Raw genomic sequence first — 19,626 nt, forward strand, 5'->3', positions numbered from 1 at the left:
ATGGAAGTAAATCAATACCAATAAATGCATACTATTTATCATAATATATATCAAGTAGTCGTGATTGGATTAAAATCTACAGGAGCGATCAAGTAATTTAGGAGGGGTTTGCATGAAAATACGATTACTACTATTCTTATCCTTTCTTTTATTTAACTCGCTTGCTTTTAGTCAAATAGCTCCGGCTTTTAAGGCGTTGCAGCGTGTGTCAGTGGCCGGGGGGAGAGGCTATGAAAACAAGGGGAAGAACAACATAGAAAAACAAGTGTTTCTGGCCGGTGCTGCTTCTCAGGAGTCGTTGGCGGAGATGGACAGAGTCTATTCAGAGTTAAAACGTCAGCAACCCACCACCACTTTGTCTGGTGCCGCGCTTTCGGGCGGAAAGTTATTGCCAGGGGTGTATAGGGTAAAGGGAAACGCACACCTTCAAAAGTCTCTGCAACTTCTTGGGAGTAAATTTCCCAATGGGGTTTTCGTGTTTCAGGTGGAGGGAGACCTTACGGTAGATCCTTCGGTAACAATTGATTTGAGGCAGGGGGTGCGGTCTAAAAATGTGTTCTGGCAAGTAGCCGGAAATACAACTTTAGGAACCCGCAGCAATTTCAAGGGTACTATAATTGCAGCAGGAAATATCACGTCGGCAAAAGGCGCTATCGTGGAAGGCAAGCTTTTAAGCAAAGCGGGTAGTGTTACCTTGTCAGAGACCAATGTGTCTGAGTTGGGTACTGAGAACGTTTCTGATTTAGAGGTGAAGCATGTGGTGAGCGAAGGCCCTTATGGCATGGGTTTATTGATTACCTATACCGTTACCCTCAAGAACTTGGGGCCTGAGGATGAAACTAATGTGGTCCTGAATTTTGAAACTCCATCCGGGATTCAGTTCATAAGCGCGACTACTTCCTTAGGGTCACTTTTTGACCCCTTAAGGAGGGAATGGATCATCCAGCGCTTCCCCAGCGGGGCCACCGCCACCATGGTGGTGAAAGCCAGCATTCTTAAAACTGAGTTCTCCACCACGGTGGTAACAGTGACCGGTGACGGCAAGGACCCCAATATCAAGAATAACACGTCTGAGTTGTCTATCTGCGCTACTCCGTCTAAGCCAGGGGCCATTACAGGGAAAACATCTCTTTGCGTAAACTCTCCAGGAAACGTGTACCAGATTGAACCACTGACGGGTACCCGAAAGTACACCTGGACTCTGCCTGCCGGATGGTCTATCACCGGAGGCCAAGACACGAACATCATCACGGTTTCTACTGGAGGAACGGAGGCGAACGGCACCATCTCTGTTAGGGCGGTGAATGCCTGCGGCGATGGTCCTGAAACTGTCCTGGCCGTTAGCACCGTCTCCTCGCCTCCGCCTATGCCTTCCACTGTCTCTGGACCGCTGGAAGTCTGTCTAGGGCAGCGGGATATAACCTATTCCATTAACCCTGTGGCGGGTGCCGTTTCTTATGACTGGGAGGTGCCCACAGGTTGGGCGGTAGTACGGGGACAAGGAACTTCCTCCCTTACCGTGAATGCCGGGCCTACCGGAGGTAGAATAAAAGTGACTGCGGGAAATGGGTGTGGTAAAAGCGCCAGCAGCGAGGTGCAGGTGGTTGTTTCGCCTTCTGCGCCGCAAGCGCCTAGTGCCATTTCAGGCATTAGCCAGGTTTGTGCAAATACAGAGGAAGTGACGTACCAGGTGCCGGTGGTCGCTAATGCCTCTAATTACACCTGGGCAGTTCCTGCTGGCTGGAGCATCGTGAGAGGACAGGGAACGCGCACGGTGGTTGTCCGTGCCGGGACTGCCGGAGGACAGGTGACAGTAAGAGCCCAGAACAGTTGCGGTGTAAGCCCAATTGCTTCCTTAAGGGTTTCTATTTTCTCAGAAGTACCTGTTTTAGGGGCAATTTCCGGGGAAGTGGCGGTTTGTTTCTCCAATGCAGAGCGGACCTATTCTGTGGAGGAGGTGGAAAATGCCTCTTCGTACACATGGAGTGTGCCCGCCGATTGGCGGATTTTATCAGGACAGGGTTCCCGCCGGATCAACGTGAAAGTTGGTTCTACCGGCGAAGTGAAATTAGTGGCTTCTAACGCGTGTGGCATAGGTGCAACGGTGGCCTTGAAAGTGGCGGTCAGTTCAGGCCCACCCGTGATGCCTGGTGCTATCTCGGGGGCAAGTGCTCCTTGTAAAGACCAAGGCAATCTTGTTTACTCCATTTCTTCTCTGACAGACGTAACGGGGTACACCTGGGCCGTTCCGGAAGGGTGGTCTATTGTCTCTGGCCAGGGAACATCCTCCATTACCGTGAAAGCGGGCGCTACTGCTGGTACTATCTCGGTCTTCGGAGTTAACGGTTGCGGAAACGGACCGGCCAGAACGCTACCGGTAAGTCCGGCCCTTGCCTCCCCGGCTGCTCCCGCTTCTATTACCGGAGAGACGGTGCCTTGTATTGGCGGACAGCAGACGTATTCCGTTCCTAACCCAGTAGCAGGTCTTGCCTATACTTGGACGGTACCAACCGGTTGGAGCATTGTATCGGGGCAGGGTACCGCCAACCTAGTGGTGAGAGCGAGCACAGTGGGTGGCGAAGTAAAGGTGACGGCAAGCAATAGCTGCGGACTTAGTGCTTCCACTCAGATAGAAGTAACTCCTACTACCGGCGCACCGGCGCTTTCTGCTTCCATTCAGGGAGAAACAGCGGTTTGTGCCAACACAGATCAACTGACTTATAGCATCTCCTCTACCAACGCGGCTTCTTCGTTCCAATGGCAGGTGCCCACCGGTTGGACCATCCTGAGCGGACAAGGAACCAGAGAAATTAAAGTAAAAGCGGGTACAGCTAATGGAAACATCCAGGTGTCAGCCAGAAATGGTTGCGGTCAGAGCACGACTCGTACGTTAGCAGTTACCATCTCGTCAGGACTCCCGGCCACTCCCGGGCAAATTACCGGGCCAGTGAATCTCTGCACCAACATGGGAGAGGTTACTTACTCTATTGCGGCAGTAACCGGTGCCACCACGTACACGTGGTCTGTTCCGGCAACCTGGACGGTTGTTCGCGGGCAGGGAACCACCTCGTTAGTGGTGCGCGTAGGCTCAGCGGCTGAGCGGGTGCAAGTAGTTGCCAGCAATGCCTGCGGTACCAGTGCGGCAGCGGTCCTCGCGGTGAACATGTCTCTTGCAACGCCAGGTCCGATAGGAGCTATTACCGGGGAGAAAGCATTCTGCGCTTCTTCCGCCGCTCGTACCTATAGCGTGGCAGGAAATGATGATGTCAAAACTTACACCTGGTCTGTTCCGGCGGGATGGACTGTTCTTTCTGGACAGGGTACTCGTTCCATCAGTGTGCGGCCGGGTGCTTCAGGTGGTTATCTGAAGGTGGTTGCCGCTAACAACTGCGGAACCAGCGCAGATTCTACCAACATCAGCATCGCACAGCCTTTATCTGCATCACCGGCATCTATAACAGGTCCTAAAACAGCTTGCGTCACCGAGGAACCGATAACGTATTCTGTAGAGGCTGTAGCTGGTGCTACCCAATATACCTGGACCGTGCCAGCCGGATGGCAGATTGTGGCGGGGCAGAACACCAGAACGATACAAGTAAAAGCAGGAACCGGGGCAGGTACTATCTCTGTAGCCGCTTCCAATGCCTGCGGGGCCAGTGCGGCCGTGCGGTTGGATGTTTCTTCTCAGAGCGCCCCTACTCTACCGGCGGGCATCTTAGGCGAAACCATGCCTTGTGGCGGTGGTACGCAGCAGACATACGGGGTGAGAAACCCAATTGCTGGTATGACTTATACCTGGGCAGTACCCGCCGATTGGCAAATAACTTCTGGCCAGGGAACCAGCAGCCTTGTGGTGAAAGTGGGAAATACGCCAGGCGCTATCTCTGTGATCGCCTCTAATAACTGCGGAACCAGTACGGCCCAGTTGTTGGTAGTGGCGCCTTCGGTTTTGGCGCCCGCAACTGATCCAATCCAAGGTAATACAGGCCTTTGCTTTAACGCCACCCAAACGTACTCAGTGCCAGCAGTTAGTGGGGCAACAGGTTACCAGTGGCAGGTGCCAGCCGGCTGGACCATTGTAAGTGGCCAAGGCTCCAGAGAAATTCAAGTAAAAGCAGGAACAGGGGCCGGAGAAATCTCGGTGAACACCCAGTATAGCTGCGGAACGGCGGTAAGAAGAACGTTGGCGGTGGCTTCCGGGGCAAATAACCTTGCGTCACCAGGAGCTATTACCGGAAACAGAGGGGTTTGTGCCAATGAAAAGCAAATCATTTATTCTATCCAGCCAGTAACCGGAGCTTCTTCTTATGATTGGCAGGTGCCGACCGGATGGATGATCACCGCCGGTCAGGGAACAACTTCTATCACGGTACAAACGGGCACTACGGGTGGGCAGGTAACAGTAGCCGCTAAAAACGCATGTAGCACCACCACCCCTACCGCGTTAGCCGTGAGTGTTTCAGGGAATACGCCTTTTGCCCTTGGTGCCATCACCGGGCAGAATGCCACTTGTACCACTACGCGAGTGACGTATCAAGTACCCCAAAATGCCAACGTAAACTCTTATACTTGGACCATACCTACCGGCTGGACCATTGAGTCAGGGCAGGGTACTTCTTCCATCACCGTGATCCCGGGTACGATGGGCGGAATGTTGAGCGTGTCAGGGGTAAACGGATGCGGCATCAGATCAACTGCCAGCACGCTGCAAGTACAGGTGCAAAGAGAATTGCCACTTAGACCAAACCCAATTCAAGTAGCGGCGGCGGCGCTGGTTCCTTGTGCTGGTCAAAATGGGTTGGTTTTCAGAATTGAGGCCGTAAACGGAGCCACTTCATATGAATGGACTCTTCCTTCTGATTGGAAAATAGAATCTGGTCAGGGAACCACTACCCTCACCGTTACCGCCGGAAGCTTGTCTGGGCAGGTAAGTGTAATTGCTAAAAATGCTTGCGGGCAAAGTGAAAGCCGGACCGTAGCCGTGGTGCCTACCACCGGAACACCCGTCATCAACGGTGAGATTCTGGGAAGTGCCAATGTATGCGCTACCGCCGGGGCCGTGACTTACAGCATTACAGGAACAGGGGCAAGCCAGTACATCTGGACGGTGCCAGCTGGCTGGACGCTGGTGTCTGGTCAGAACACTACTTCCATCAGCGTGATCCCAACTACGACAGGCGGAACCATCAAGGTAAAGGCTTTGAACGGCTGTAACCTGAGCGTGGAGAAAAGCCTAACTGTGACGCCAAGTGTGGCGGGCACATTAAGACCTGGGGTGATCACAGGGCCTCTGGCATTCTGCGCCTCGGCTGAGCAGCGGGTGTACACTGTAAGTGAAGTAGCGGGCGCGGCCTCCTATGAATGGAACGTGCCGGCCGGATGGCAAATCATCAGTGGTCAGGGCTCCACCAGCATTACCGTTGTCACCAAAGTGGGGGCTGGTAACGTGAGCGTGAAAGCTGTGAATGCCTGCGGCGGCAGTGCCGATGCAACGCTTTCAGTGACGGTGGCTCCTGCTTTAGGAGTTGCTCCGGTTATCCTAGACGAAAGCTCGCCTTGCGTAGGAAATCAATTCTCAGTGCCGGCCACGTATGGGGTATCTTACAAATGGAGTATTATTTCTGATATGCCGGGTTGGAGCATCACTTCGGGTCAGGGCTCTCATAAAGTGACGGTGCAAGGCCCTGCCAACGCACCGCTTGCTTCCGCTAAAATAGTGGTAGAGGCAAACAACGGAACCTGCTCCACCACCTCAGCTTCGCTGGACATTGTGCCTAAATACCTGGCGCCTGAGTTGCACGTGCCTAACGTGTTCTCGCCCAACAATGACGGCAAGAACGACCTATGGGAAGTGCGGAATCTGTTGGAGTACCCAGAAAATGAACTGGTGATCCTGAACCGCTGGGGCAGTGAAGTCTACCGCATGAAGAAGTACCGCAACAACTGGAACGGCGGTGGCCTGGCCGAAGGAACTTATTATTATGTGCTGCGGGTACGCCTCTGCGAAGGCCAGGAAGTGACCCAAAAAGGCTACGTAACCATCATGCGCTAAGGAGAGATGAAGGGAATGAAAAAAGCAGTAATAGTTTTCCTGGCGGTGGTGGCCTGTCTGAGCATGCCTCAGGTAAGTTGGGCTCAGCAAGATCCGCAGTTCACGCAGTACATGTTTAACGGGTTGCTCCTGAATCCGGCGTATGCTGGTAGCAAGGGGTTCTCCAGCCTCAACGGTTCGCATAGAAGCCAGTGGACTGGCCTGGAAGGCGCACCGGTTAGCCAAACGTTGAGTTTTGACGGAAACCTGAACCGGAAACTTGCCGCCGGGTTTTTGATCACCAATGACCAGTTGGGTGCGCAGCGGTTTACCGAGGTGTCGTTCAACTCAGCGGTGCGCATTTCTTTGAACCCCCGTACCCGCTTATCGGTGGGAATTTCCTTGGGTGCCACCCAGCAGACCCTAGACGGCACCAAGCTTGACCCTGCCGAGCGCGATGACATGGCCATTCCCATGGGGATTGAACGGGCCATCAAGCCCAACGCCCGGGTAGGGGCCTACTTGTACAGCAATCGTTTCTACACCGGTGTTTCCCTAGGCAACGTGGTGTTCTTTCAGGATGGCCTACCCACCGATCCCAAGCCCCACCTCTTTTTGACTTCGGGCGGGGTTTTTGACATCAACCGTAAAATGAAGTTCAGGCCCAGTATGTTGCTCAAAGAGGATTTCAACGGCCCCGCCGCGCTGGATCTGAACACCTTTTTGCTTTTCAATGAACAAATCTGGCTGGGAACCTCTTTCAGAACTACGCTGAACATCTTCAACAACCGGTCTTTTGCCACCAATACCCGGTTAGGGAACGCCTTGGCTGTTTTGCTGGAGCTACATCCCTCCCCGCTCATGCGCATTGGCTACTCGTATGATTTCTCGCTTAACCAGCTGCGCAGCTACTCTAGCCATGAGATCTCCCTGGGGTATAATTTTTTGAAAAAGAAGTATGGCCGTATGTTAACTCCGCGGTACTTTTGAGTTGTTTGATTTAGTAAACCCGATGTCCTGTTTTGAAGCACTTTCTCTGAAAACAACTTTAAAGCAGACATTCATCCACCAAGTGGTGCAAGAACCAGAATTGTGAAGATTTTATACCCCCTATTGCTGCTTTGCCTAGCCCTTTGCTTAAGACCTTCCCACCTTCAGGCTCAGGCAAACCAGACCAAGGCAGATAAGCATTACAGTAACTTTGACTACGCCCTTGCCCTAGAAGAGTACATGAAGCTTCTGGACAGGTCGCAGCCCTCGCTTCATATCACCGAACGCATTGCCCATTGTTACCGGCTCATCAACCAACCCGGCGCCGCCCAATTCTGGTACCGTCAGGCATTGGGGTTCCCAGGGGCAGCGCCCATCAACCTGTTCTACTACGCCAACGCCTGTCGGCAGAACGGGGAGTACACCACCGCCAAGCGCAACTACCAGCTTTTTGCCGAGCAAGTACCTGACCGTCGCGATGAGGCCCTTAAACTAGCGCAGGCCTGTGATCTGGCCATGGGCTGGATTGACCGTCCTTTAGGCATTGACGTGATCGCAGACAGTACGCTCAATACCACCTACGCTGATTTCAGTCCTGTTCTCTACCGTGAAGGGATGGTGTTTTCCTCTGACAGGGGCCGTGGCCAGAACGGAGCAGACCAAAAAGTATACGGCTGGACCGGCACTCCTTACCTGCAGCTGTACTATGCAGAACGCAAGGGGCCAAGTGCCTGGGGCGCTATCAAGCCCATGGAGAAATCCATCAACACCCAATTCCACAACGCCATTGCCACCTTTTCGCCAGATTTCAACGAGGTGTTCTTTACCCGCACCAAGCAGGTGAAAAACCGGGTTTTGCCCGAGGAACTGAGAACTGGAAGTGACTGGCAGCGCTATTCTAAAAAAGACGAGTTCATCAACCGCCTGGAGATTTACAGCGCTACTTTTTCCAAAGGAAAGTGGCAGGACGTGAAGGCGTTTCCTTTTAACCAAGGAGAAGCCTACTCAGTGGGGCACCCAGCACTTTCGCCAGATGGGCAAATCATGTATTTCGTGTCTGACATGCCCGGTGGCCATGGGCAAACCGATATCTACTTCAGCGAGCGCCAGAAAGACGGTTCCTGGTCAACCCCGGTGAATGCGGGCCCCACCATCAACACCAGCGGCAAAGAGGTTTTTCCGGTGGTGCACGCCGATGGCACTTTGTATTTCTCCTCAGACGGGCACATAGGCATGGGCGGATTGGATATCTTCTCCGCCGAAGGAAGCCGGGCTGCGTGGCAGAACGTGGAGAACCTGTACTATCCCTTCAACTCGCCCCGTGATGATTTTGGCCTGATTTACGAAAAAGACGGCAAAAGCGGCTATCTGTCCTCTAACCGCGAAGGGGATGCCGGTTCAGATAACATCTATCGGTTTAAGCCCACCGAGATTCCGTGTAAATTGTCTGGGGTGACGTACGCCCGGGTGCCTAACCGGAACGGCCGGGCCCGGCAGGTACCGGTTGGCGCCGTGAAACTGGAAGTGATTGTGAACGGAGATGCTTCCAACACGCTTCAATACGAGTCTGATGAAAATGGCCGGTTCTTGTTTGCGGTAAACGCCAACCAGACCTACACCATCAGAGGAAGCAAGAAAGGGTATTTGACCCGCACGTTCCATGTTATGCCAGATTGCCGCAAGGTCACCGATACTGTGCAGATTGAGATGGTGCTGGACCGCGATACGCCTAACCGCCCCATTGTATTGGAAAACATCTACTATGACCTGGACAAGCACACGCTGCGCCCTGAGTCTATTGTGGAACTGGACAAAGTAGTGGGCATGCTCCGCGATAACCCTACCATCCGAATTGAGCTAAGCTCCCACACTGATAGCCGCGAGTCAAACAAATACAACCTGATGCTTTCGCAGCTGCGCGCTGCCAGTGCGGTGAAATACATCATCTCACAGGGCATTGAACCCAAACGGGTAGTAGACAAAGGTTACGGTGAAACCAAGCTCCTCAACCGCTGCAAAGACGGGGTGCCTTGCTCAGAGGAAGAGCACCAATTAAACCGCCGCACTGAGTTCAAGATCATTAAGTAAGTTTCCTGTCTAATAGAAGCGCCGCGGCTTTCCGGCTTGTTTCATCAAAACAGGCAGAAAGCCGCGGCGCTTCTATTAGAGTAGTTTCTGCGGAAGGAATGGGCTGAAACAAAAGTTTTTAGCCACTGATTAGGGGTGCCGTAAAGCGAAGGTGTCTGTTTGGTAAAGGGCGGAACCGCTTTGCCTCCCCAAGACTTTTCTTTTAATCCTCTTACCCCAACCGCTATGACCTCCTTGCTTCAATTATTGTTCCTTCGGCTGCTTGGCCACCCTTTCCCAACATTGGCAGTGCAGCGCATTCGTGTGCGATAGCCTTCTCTTGGTTTGCCAGTCTTTGGCAGAAATAAGGCATAAGCCGACCCTTCCTTTCATCACTAATAGAAAACGGTTTCACGCCGGAGGATGAGGATTGCTGCTATAACTTTTCTTCCAGCCACAGGAACCCTAACGCTAGCACCAGAACCGTCCCGAATATCCATAAGGGCAGTTCCTCTTCCTTTTCCAGTAAGCTAGATGCAGCCGTGGGGATGGACGCAAGAGCCGCTTTCTGTAAAGCCTGATGCCGAGAGTGTAGCTTTGGGGTACGCCAGGCATTCTTAGAGTGCACGTAGAAACTGCTTCTAGTTCCTGCTTTTTCTGAGGAAGAGTACCAACCGCCTGCCTGAGGCCAAAACGTGGCAATCTGCTGCTTGGGCAAATAAGCCGATGGATAGTTGTAAGTTCCTACCGTTTTGCCAGAACTATCTGAGGTCAGGCTCAAGCTTGCGTCAGGGCTATTGGAAGAAACCGCCAACATTACGGGCTGAAATGCCTGAAAAGGTGCCAAGCTTTGATAAGGTGCCATAACAAGGGTTTTCTCCTCCTGCTTAGCCAAGGCCGTTAACACCGTAGCCCAGTACTGCTGATACAACGTTTCTTTCCCTTCTAAAACCCAGGGGAACGTCTCGGGCACCAAGCTGATTCCCACTTGCCCCACGCCTTTCCGGTAGCGCACCACCAGCGAATTTTTGGGGTTCTGTTCCCAAACCAAAGACTGCTGTCCTTCTCTAGGTTGCAGGATAGTGTTAGTAACCGGAAGCACGGCGTTGGTACCGGTTTGTTTTGCCCACCGGAGGGTACTGTTTCTGGAGGGTTTATCTGAAATGGTGCGGAAAACGCCCTCGGTGAAAAAAGTCAAGGGCTTAGGGGGCTTCGCAGAAACAGAAGTCAGAACGCCCAGCCCTTGCTGCCGAACGGCCTGTTCCAGGGCTTGTCTCTCCCCGGGTCCTAGGCCCTGCAAAGTAGCGTCATCCAACAACAGCACGTCAAATTTCTGAAGCAGGGCGGACGTGAGGCGGTTCAGGTTGAGCGACGGCAAGTTGATGGTCTCGGTGGCGTAAGTGCCCTTACTTACCTGTGCTCGGTATGCCACACTGTGCCCTTTTTCTGCCAAAGCGTTTTTCAGGAATTTGCCTTCAAACGACGGGGCCGAGGATAGGAGAAGCACACTCAATTGGCGCGGAGCCAGAATTGTTACCGCAACAGTTTCCCGGTGAACAGCGTCATCAGCATCTTGCCAGCGCAACGCATACACAAACCTACCCGCTGCCTTTGGGGTGAACCGAAGCGAAAAAGTTTGCCGAGCGCCTTGTGTGACCTCAACAGAATCCCTTGCCTTGCCGGCAGCCTGAAGAAACAGCGTTGTTTTCTCTTCTGCGGAGCCTTGGAACGTGCCTTGTACCTGTAACTCTTCGCCCAAGGTGATTTCCTGTGGCCAGGAGGCATTCAATATTCCGGAAGGTATTGCGGAGAGATGCGGCACCAGGCGGATAGAACGTAAGGCACTAAGTTCTTCGGCCGACAGGCCATGACCCAATACGTGCAGCGTCTTTACCGCCGGATGTTGCTGCTGGAAAGTTGCCAGATCCAATATTTTCTCAGCCCGGTTCGCCTCCACGCCGAAAGCATAGACCTGGGGCCGGGGCTTGAGCTTTTTTACCAAGGTTTGGAGAGTATCGGAATGGTAGCCTTCCGTCAACAAAATCGCTTCTGAGGCATTGTACGATTGGGTAAACGTAGGCGGCGACAAGAGCAGTACCAGGCAGCCCACCACAGCCCAAGAGGCTAGCAGTCGCCAAAAGAGCCACCTACGGTCTGCGCGCCTAACAGCCAACCAGGATAACCAGGCGCCCAGTAGTGCAGCAATAACCAAAAGAAAAGACAGTGGTAAATGCATGGTTAGTTGATCCGGTTGAAATAGTCTTGCGCCAGTTTCCTGGGTGCCCCGGAAGAAACAGGTTTTTGCGGCGTTTTGGTAGATGGAGGCAAAAAGCGGTGCAAGGCAGCTTCTACCCGGGTAAGGCAATCCGAGCAAAGGCTACGCCCTGCCCTGATTCCCTGGGTAAGTTGCCGCACGTCTTGCAGGGCTCTCAGGTAAGCCCCCGGCTCGCGCACAGCGGCTTGGCCCAACTCCTGCCCGGCTCTTTCCAGCAAAGCGGCATCGGAGGCGTTGGGCTTCGTGCCTTGTTTCCATTGAGCTAGGCGCTGCAAGGTCTGCTTTGCCGCCGAGGCTGTTTCTAGGGGCTTTTCTTTTCTTTGGACCTGAAATACCTGCACTTTGCTTAAATCGCCGGTGAGGCGTTTCTCGGGTTCTTTGAGTGGCGGTGGTTCAAACCCGCTTTTTTTTACGTACACTCTTGATTTCTGCTGTACTTCCTTAAGCATGCGCAAAGCTTTGTACTCAAACGGCAAGGCTTCTTTGGGCAGGGCGGTACGCAGCCGAAGTTCCGCTTCCCACATCTGGGCCAGCGCGCCTTTGAGTTGGGCTTTGATGGCGGGCTCAAAGAAAGTGGCGGCTTCTTCCTGGTCGTGCTTGTGCAGGTAGGGGTCCAGCAGTTCGCCCATCTTGTTTTCGTGCTCAGAACCTTCCTTTTTAGGGGAGTGGTCGTGGCCGTCATCGGCGGTGTGGCCTTCGGCTAATTCTTCAGGTAAGCCGGCCGTGCCGATGTTGGATTCAAATTCCTCGCCCAGGAACTTGCCGTAGCGCAGGCGCAGTAATTTCTGGTCTACCCCGATGTTGTTGGACCGCTCCTGGAACACGGCTTGGGACAGGCCTTTCTGTTCCTGAATGAGCTTTTCGGTGTCGATGATGATCTGGCGCTGGCTCCGGAAATACTCGGGGTTGGGGTTCACGCCCAAAGACAGGTCATCCATGGTTTCTACCACGGTAGTGTCTTCAATTTCTACCAGAAAGGCCTCGGTGCGGGTGTAGCCCCGGTGATTGTCCTGTGCCTGCAGGTAGAAGTAAAGCTCGTCGCCGTAAGTCATGCCTAGTTGCTGCAGGTTCAGCGTTTGGGTCAGTTGCAGTTGCTTCGGCTGGCCGCCAAAAGAGACGTTCAGCGGGATGCGCTGCTCCCGGAACTTCACGGCCTCGCCTTCGCCCTTGGCCACGGTGGCAATGAGCTCGGCCGACCTAAGGCCGTAATCATCCCGCAAAGTAGCCTGCAACCGTACCCGCTGCGGATCTCCGAACAGAATCTCAGTGTGCTGTTTCGGGGATTGGACCGTGATGGCCGGAGCCTCATCGGGGATCACTTCAAGTGAGTAAAAGTCGGAGGCCTGCCCGTTCAGGCGAAAATGGTACAGCGTGGAGTGCGTGAGGAGGTGAGCCGCGGTGTACGTATTCTGCTGCCCCGGCACCGCCCGTAGCTGAATAGGCTTCTGGTTGCTCAGGACCAGTTGCAAGGAGGAAGCGGGTTGGTTTGTTTGGACAGTCCAGGTTATTTGTGCCCCTAGCTCAGCCTTGAAGGAAGGCGTAGTGACGGCGTAAGGAGTTTTCCGGGTGTAGGCAGGAGGGGATACGCGCAGGTTCATGCGTTTAATGGCCGGAAGAATCGCTTTAGGCTGCGCTACAGGTGCATTGACATCCGCTGATAGGCCTGCGCTGGAAGTAGCAGTTTTCTCCGGCGTTTTGGTGAAATCAGGCAAAAACCAGAGCCCAATCGCAAGAGCAAGGCCCGCGAGCAGCAGAATCCACCCATTCCGGAAACGGACGTTTGAGGCCTCTTTTGTCGGAATCTGTTCTAAAACGGAAGCTATCCGTTGCTGCTGCAACTTGCCCAGCAGTGAAAGCTCAGCCTCGGGCTGTAATAACAGTTCTGAACTTTCTTCTAGCTGCGGGTATTTCCGGTTCAGGTGCCGGGCAACTTTGGGTAAATCAGTCTTTCGTTGAAGATCACGCCACCGCCAGGCCTGCAAAATAAGAACCAGGAAGGTTAAGAGGCTAGCCGCTGTTCCGCCTCCAACGCCGCCCCAGTCACGGTATGCCCACACCGCCACCGGCAAAAGGATTGCCACTGCCTGCAACACCAGCAACCCTGCCTTTTTCTTCAGGTACTGCCCCCGTGCCTGTGCCAGGATGGTAGTAGCTGGGGTGATATGCGAGATAAGGTGGGGCATTATAGTGTAGGAAGGTTCTCTGTACTTTCAGAAGTAGTTCTATCAATCCACATCATCACATTCAATATTTGTAATTTTGATGAATAACTTGTTGAATTCTTCTTCCATAGGCATTTCTTGAGTGGCGGCATTGTATTTCATTTGATCGATAGCGCAATTCCACCAACCAAATGTCATGAGCTCAATCTTTGCATATAGAAGCCTGTCAGGGGAATTTCTTTGTCTGTCAAATTTGGCTTCTACCCGCTCTGGTGCGAGGTTCTTTTTTTTCTGCTCCTCAATGAGGTTCTTCCAAGCGTTGAACAGTGCCACGCTGTCTTCTGAAGCCAAGGCATTGACATAGGCCTTACAGTTCTTTGCGTAGGGTTGGTTCAGAAGAATCACTGGAGTTTTGTACGCCTCAATAGTTAGCTTTTTCAAGGCGTATGATTCATCAAGCTCTTTCGTTTTTAAGTCCCTAACTGTATCCCAGAATTTGACAGGAACTAATTGAAGACCTAATAATTTTTTGGTAGCTTTTCTGAAATCAGCGTCCAGTTTAGCACTTTTCCTGTTGATATTTTCAATAGTCCACTCATCTGGGGAGTCTAAGGTAACGTCTTCTAATTCTACAACGCTATTAAACTCAAACCATAGGTAGTACGTGTCCTTTAACTGCTGCCCTGAATAAGCATTTGGATTGAAGGTGCCTTTATTCCTGCATACTTCTGTTGCCCAAGAAAAAGTATTAGATGAATCGGTTTTATCAACTGAGGTCAATGCCTGTGTAGTATTAACCTCAGGCGTAGGTGAAGGAACTTCAGTGGCTTTTTCCCTCTTGGTTTCACCCGTGCATGAAGCCAGTGTTACGCCAATGAGTGTTGCGGCTAAATAATAAACGATATCTTTCATTTCTAACTTTGTTTATAAGATCTTCTGCTCGCCAGCCAGCGCTCCAAAGCCAGCAACAGCGCCATTGTTCCCATCAACCACGGTTTCAAATACAACATCTCTTCTGTTTTAGGAGCAGTTTCTGAAACGGAGCCGGAAGACGCCCGAGGCTGTTCCATCTCTGGCCGCAACGTGCGGGTGTCATAACGGGTGCGCCAGGAGGTTTCCTCCGGGAAGAGCAGTTGCAGGAGCAACTCCGGAAAGTGTCCAGTATTGGGCAAGTCGTTCCAGGCAGGGTGAAAGCGGCTGTAGAAGCGGTAATGAGTTTGCAGAGAATCTTTCTCTTTGGTGAGCATGGGGTTCCCGAAGCCGTCTTGCCACAGCACTTCAGCGGCTAAATTCTTAGGAGCGGAGGTGCGTTGGTGTAGGGAAACGGGTTGTGGAATGGCAGGGATTTGCAGCCAGCTTTCTGTTTTCTGGATGCGATCACCAGTGGAGGCGTCTTGCAAGGTTTTTAGCTGTTTTTCCGGAAAACGGGCCAGAAAGGGAGCGAGCGGTTCATCGGTTAACCAGAAAACCAAATCAGGACCCAAGGACGGGAGAGGCTGGGTTTCAGAAGAAAGAGCCAACTCATGCGCTACGCCTTTGTAGTCCAAAGCCGCTTGTAGGGCGGCCCGGAGGTACCGCACATCGGCTTGCCGCGATTTTGAGAAGCGCACCAGCACTTGCAGCGGTTGTTTGGCTAACGGAAGAGAATTATGTGCACCGTCTAGTAAGGTGAGAGAATCAGAAGTGGCGTGCGACGTGAACAGGACGGTGGGTGCATCTGCCACGGAGATGGTTTGTCCGGCGATGGGTTTGGCGACCTTCCGCTCCATAAACGTTACCTCTTGGGCATCGCTTTTCCCGAAACGCAGCAGCAATTGTCCTGAGGTGGTGTAGTACGCCTCCTGCAACCAGGTGCTGGTTTGCGGAACGCTCACCGGAACCCAGTTAATATTAGAGCGGATAGATGGGAACTCGCCACGGTGGTGCCGAAGCAGGTCGGTGGTGAAGATCCAGGCTTGGGCGTTGGGCGGTAGGCTTCGGTTAAGCACACGTAACATGGCCCAGGCGTTGGTGGTGTCAGAAGGCAGGCTATCCGTTTGAAAGTTCTGTAGAGACGTTTCCTCGTTTTGGGGAAGTTTGGGGAAACCAGGCGCTAAACGGTGTACTTGCCAGCCTTTCAGGGCTAGAGAGTCAACCGTGGCGGCAATCTGCGGAAGGTAGCGGGAGTGCAGCAGCTCGGGGTGCAGGTAGACGTGCTTCTCTGGGGCGGTGGAGACCTGACGCTTCCAGATAGGGCCAGCTAGTACCCCAGCAAGAAGCACTAGAAGCAGGCAGCGCAGGAGCAGAAGCCAAGGTTCTGTGAGGCGTAGGCTGCTTAGCTTTCGGCTTTCAGAGGGTTGTAGCCACCGGATGCTGCCTACCAGAACCGTACGGGGCGGCTTTTTATTCCACAAGTGAATGGCAATGGGTACTGCCACGCTGGCGGTGGCCCACAACCACGCCGAATTCAGGAACTGGAACAAACTAAGTAAGAAGCTTCAAGGCGTACGACATAGACAGCAGAACGGGTCCGCAACATCCAATATAGAGACAGGACGTTGAATATCCTAGTTGGTAGAGGAACGAAGCGCAAGGAGCTATTTAGGAGGACTGGTCGACTCCCGGCAGCAGATGGGTTTTGAGGTGCCGGTCATAGAGCATGATGGAACCCGCCGAAGCCACGTTCATGGAGCTGGTGCCGGGCAGTTGCACCAAGTGGTGGCACCGTACCCGCACCGCATTGGAAAGGCCATGGTCTTCAGAACCTAGCAGGTAAATGCAGCGCTCAGGGTGCTGGAATTGCTCTACTGGCACGGCTTTCGTGTCTAGCTCTACGCCAACCAACTGGCAACTGTAGGGCAGGTGCTGGTAGAAATCGTCAAAGTCTGTGTAGTGGAACAGCGGGATTTCTTTCCAGCTTCGGCCTGTATCTGAGGCCTGTTTCTTGTACCGTCGGCCGATTGTGAACAAGAAACTAGCCCCCATAATAGACGCCGACCGCCAGAGCGTGCCCACGTTTTCCTCGGTCTTCGGTTCCATAATCCCAATCCCGAAATACCCTTCATACTGTGCCTTGTTTCGCGCCATCTTGCTGTGCCTTTGCAGAATTGTAGCTGCGCAAGGCGAAAGCAAAGATAGCAGTCCCGTGGTCCTTTGGTGGTGGTTTCTTAGAATCGGGTCTTAAGCCTTTTCCAGAACTTTCTAAAAGGTAGTAAAAGAAACCTGACCACAACCGGAATGGCTGTCCAGAATTGGACACTTTTGGTTTTAGTAAAATGGTGTAAATAATTGTAAATCAACAATATATAAATTGGCATGACGCTTGGATAAGAGATGATACCAAACCTGTGTCAATCATGGATAGAGAAATTCCCCAAGCCCTAGTACAGAAAACCAAACGCCGCCGCATCTGGCAGGTAGGTGTAGTGGTGGTGGCCGTACTGCTGGGTGTGCTGGCGTTCCGGTCAGTGCTTCAAACCAGAGTAGCCAAACATGAGCTGCGCGTGGCAACGGTAGAAGTAGGCGCCGTAGAAGCCTCCCTCATCGCTACTGGCGTAGTAGTGCCCGAGAATGAAGAGGTGATTGCCAGCCCTATCCAGGCCAAGATTGAGCGGGTGCTGCATACTCCCGGTGATCATGTGTCTGCCAATGAGCCTTTGTTGCAACTAGACAAGCAGACGTCGCAAACTACTTTTGACAAACTCAGAGATGAGCGGCTACTGAAACAAAACAAAACCGCCGAGTTGGAGAATACGCTGCAGAAAAATGTAAACCAACTACGCTCTAGGTACGCGGTGCAGGAAGTGCGGGTGAAAAGCCTGCAAGCCGCCTTAGACGATGAAAAGTACCTGCTCTCCATTGGCGGCGGCACCCAGGAAAACGTGAAAAAAGCCGAGCTGGACCTGAAAGTAGCCACCCTAGAACTAACCCAACTGCAACGCCAAATCCAAGACGAACAGGCATCTGCGAAGATAGGCATGAAAGCCGTAGGCTTTGAACTGGAAATGCAGAGTCGCGACATAGGCCAACTGCAGCGCCAACTCGCCCAGGCCGATATCAAAGCGCCCCGTTCCGGCGTGGTGACCTGGGTGAACGAGGAGGTAGGCGCCACTGTGAACGCCGGAGAGCCTGTCGCCCGCGTAGCCGACCTCAGCAGCTTCAAAATCAAAGCTACTATTCCAGACACCTACGCCGAGCAATTGAAAGTGGGTGGCCCCGTAACGGTGCGCATCAACGAGACGGACCTTCGCGGCGAAATTGCCAACGTGCAGCCTAAAGTGGAGAATGGCATCATCACTTTCTACGTGCGACTGCAGGAGAAAAACCACCAAGCCCTGCGCTCCAATCTCCGGGTGGAAGTCTTTGTCCTCACCGATTTCCGGCCGAATGTGCTACGCGTGAAAAACGGTCCTTTCTTCACCGGCACCCCAGAACAAGCCGTTTTTGTGATGCAGGGCGATAAAGCCGTACGCCGGATGCTCCGCACCGGAGCCAACAACCTGGACTTTGTGGAACTGCAGGGTGACATTGCCGCCGGCGAAAAGGTCATCATCTCCAACACCAAGGAGTACGCGCACCTGGAAGAACTGCACCTCACCAATGATTAACGGCCGCTGATCATGAAAACCACTCTATTATATATAGTGTTCCTGAATATTCTACTGGGAACATTAGCGCAGGCCCAAACGCAGCCTGCCGCGGCGGAGCCCTCCCGCAGATTGACCCTGCAGGAAACCATTGACCTGGCCCTAGGTTCTTCCATCGCCAGCAAGCAGGCGGCTACCAACAAGACCAGCAGCTACTGGGAGTACCGCACGTTCAGGGCAGATTATCGGCCGCACCTGACTTTGCGGGGCACGTTGCCAGATTTCTCCCGCAGCATCATCCCCGTGATTCAGCCAGATGGAACGACTGATTTCAGGGCTGTTTCCATCAGCAACTCAGATGTGTCTTTGTCGCTGAGCCAGTCAGTGGGGTTAACGGGTGGGCAGTTCTTTGTGTCCTCGCAGAGCCAACGGTTCGATGATTTCAACCAAGGGGTACGCCGCTACAACTCTTTTCCGGCCATCATCGGGTTTCGGCAGCCCATCTTCGGGTACAATGCTCTGGCTTGGAACAAGAAAATTGAGCCGCTGCGCTACCGCGAATCCGAGCGCCAATTCATAGAAGACCGCGAGGCTTTGGCCACTACCGCTACCCAGCGTTTCTTTGAGGTGCTGCTGCAACAGGTAAACTATGAGATTGCCACCAAGAACGTGGAAAACAACCAGGCCCTGTTCAGAGTGGCCGAGGAAAAACATCGACTAGGCCGATTGTCCAGAAACGAGCTGCTGCAACTAAAGCTGAGCCTCATGAACGCGCAGTTGGCCCAAGCCCAAGCGGCCACTGAGTTAAAGACCGTAGCCATGCAATTCTCGGCTTATGTGGGATTACAGCGGGTCGAGAAAATAGCCGTAGAAGCTCCTAATGTGGTGCCGGCTCTGCAAGTAGAAGAGCAACTCGCGCTGGATCAAGCCCGGTTAAACCGCAAAGAGCGCTTCCAGTTTGAGCGCCGGGTGTTGCAGGCCCAGCAGGAAGTAGCCGAAGCCCGCGGCAAAGGAGGTTTCAATGCAGATCTGTACGCCACCTTCGGGCTGACCAAGAGCGCTAATAACTTCTCTGAAAGCTACGCCCAACCCGAGAACCAGCAGCAAGTGACCCTCGGGTTCAGCGTACCCATTGTAGACTGGGGCCGGCAGAAAGCCAGCGTGAAAACCGCCGAGGCCCAACTCCAACTCACCCAGTACACCGTGGAACAGGAACAAACCAATTTTGAGCAGAATGTCTACACGCAGGTAAACCAGATTGAGTTGCTGAAGGAACGCCTCAAGATCACCGCCTTGGCAGATTCTATTGCGCAGGAACGCTATGACATTACCAAAGCTACGTTCCTGGTGGGCCGCATCAGCATCACAGATTTGAACATCGCCCTGCAGGAAAAAGACCAAGCCCGCCGCGCGTATATTACCGCCCTTCAGGATTTCTGGGTAGCTTACTATAGACTACGGGCACTTACTTTATATGACTTTGAACGCGGACAGTCACTGCTCGCCAAAGAATAGAACCAGCTGTTTAGGGCCTGT

10 protein-coding genes are annotated in these 19,626 nt (G+C 53.1%); 5 read left to right on the top strand and 5 right to left on the bottom strand.

Annotated features, from left to right (window positions below):
• Nucleotides 1-205: 205 nt before the first annotated feature.
• From ACW9SV_RS08565 to ACW9SV_RS08575, 3 genes are all read left to right on the top strand, one after another.
• Nucleotides 206-6,052, top strand: a complete 5,847-nt coding sequence (locus tag ACW9SV_RS08565) for an ice-binding family protein (RefSeq protein WP_479556521.1) — start codon at nt 206-208, stop codon at nt 6,050-6,052.
• A 15-nt stretch (nt 6,053-6,067) separates the two neighbouring features.
• Nucleotides 6,068-7,021, top strand: a complete 954-nt coding sequence (locus ACW9SV_RS08570; protein WP_479556321.1) for a PorP/SprF family type IX secretion system membrane protein — start codon at nt 6,068-6,070, stop codon at nt 7,019-7,021.
• 102 nt (nt 7,022-7,123) lie between these two features.
• Entirely contained in the window at nt 7,124-9,109 is a 1,986-nt protein-coding gene (locus tag ACW9SV_RS08575) for an OmpA family protein (RefSeq protein WP_479556322.1), read from the top strand.
• A 415-nt stretch (nt 9,110-9,524) separates the two neighbouring features.
• Here ACW9SV_RS08575 and ACW9SV_RS08580 read toward each other — a convergent pair whose 3' ends face one another.
• The 5 genes from ACW9SV_RS08580 to ACW9SV_RS08600 form a co-directional block, all read right to left on the bottom strand.
• Entirely contained in the window at nt 9,525-11,324 is a 1,800-nt protein-coding gene (locus tag ACW9SV_RS08580) for a hypothetical protein (RefSeq protein ID WP_479556323.1), read from the bottom strand.
• A gap of 2 nt (nt 11,325-11,326) precedes the next feature.
• Nucleotides 11,327-13,546 carry a hypothetical protein gene (locus ACW9SV_RS08585; RefSeq protein ID WP_479556324.1) on the bottom strand — a complete coding sequence of 740 codons (2,220 nt, stop codon included), beginning with the start codon at nt 13,544-13,546 and terminating at the stop codon, nt 11,327-11,329.
• 42 nt (nt 13,547-13,588) lie between these two features.
• Nucleotides 13,589-14,437, bottom strand: a complete 849-nt coding sequence (locus ACW9SV_RS08590; protein ID WP_479556325.1) for a hypothetical protein — start codon at nt 14,435-14,437, stop codon at nt 13,589-13,591.
• A gap of 2 nt (nt 14,438-14,439) precedes the next feature.
• Entirely contained in the window at nt 14,440-15,987 is a 1,548-nt protein-coding gene (locus ACW9SV_RS08595) for a BatA domain-containing protein (protein ID WP_479556326.1), read from the bottom strand.
• A gap of 118 nt (nt 15,988-16,105) precedes the next feature.
• Complete coding sequence (locus ACW9SV_RS08600) at nt 16,106-16,591, bottom strand: RNA methyltransferase (RefSeq protein ID WP_479556327.1); 486 nt, start codon at nt 16,589-16,591, stop codon at nt 16,106-16,108.
• Between the two features lie 269 nt (nt 16,592-16,860).
• Here ACW9SV_RS08600 and ACW9SV_RS08605 point away from each other — a divergent pair, with 269 nt between their 5' ends.
• Nucleotides 16,861-18,111 (top strand): efflux RND transporter periplasmic adaptor subunit, encoded by a 1,251-nt coding sequence (locus ACW9SV_RS08605; RefSeq protein ID WP_479556328.1) that lies wholly within the window; start codon nt 16,861-16,863, stop codon nt 18,109-18,111.
• A 12-nt stretch (nt 18,112-18,123) separates the two neighbouring features.
• The gene (locus ACW9SV_RS08610) at nt 18,124-19,605 is read left to right on the top strand and encodes a TolC family protein (RefSeq protein ID WP_479556329.1); all 1,482 of its coding nucleotides are present in this window, start codon (nt 18,124-18,126) and stop codon (nt 19,603-19,605) included.
• Nucleotides 19,606-19,626 lie beyond the last annotated feature (21 nt).

This window comes from Rufibacter sp. JT20002 (assembly GCF_056491185.1).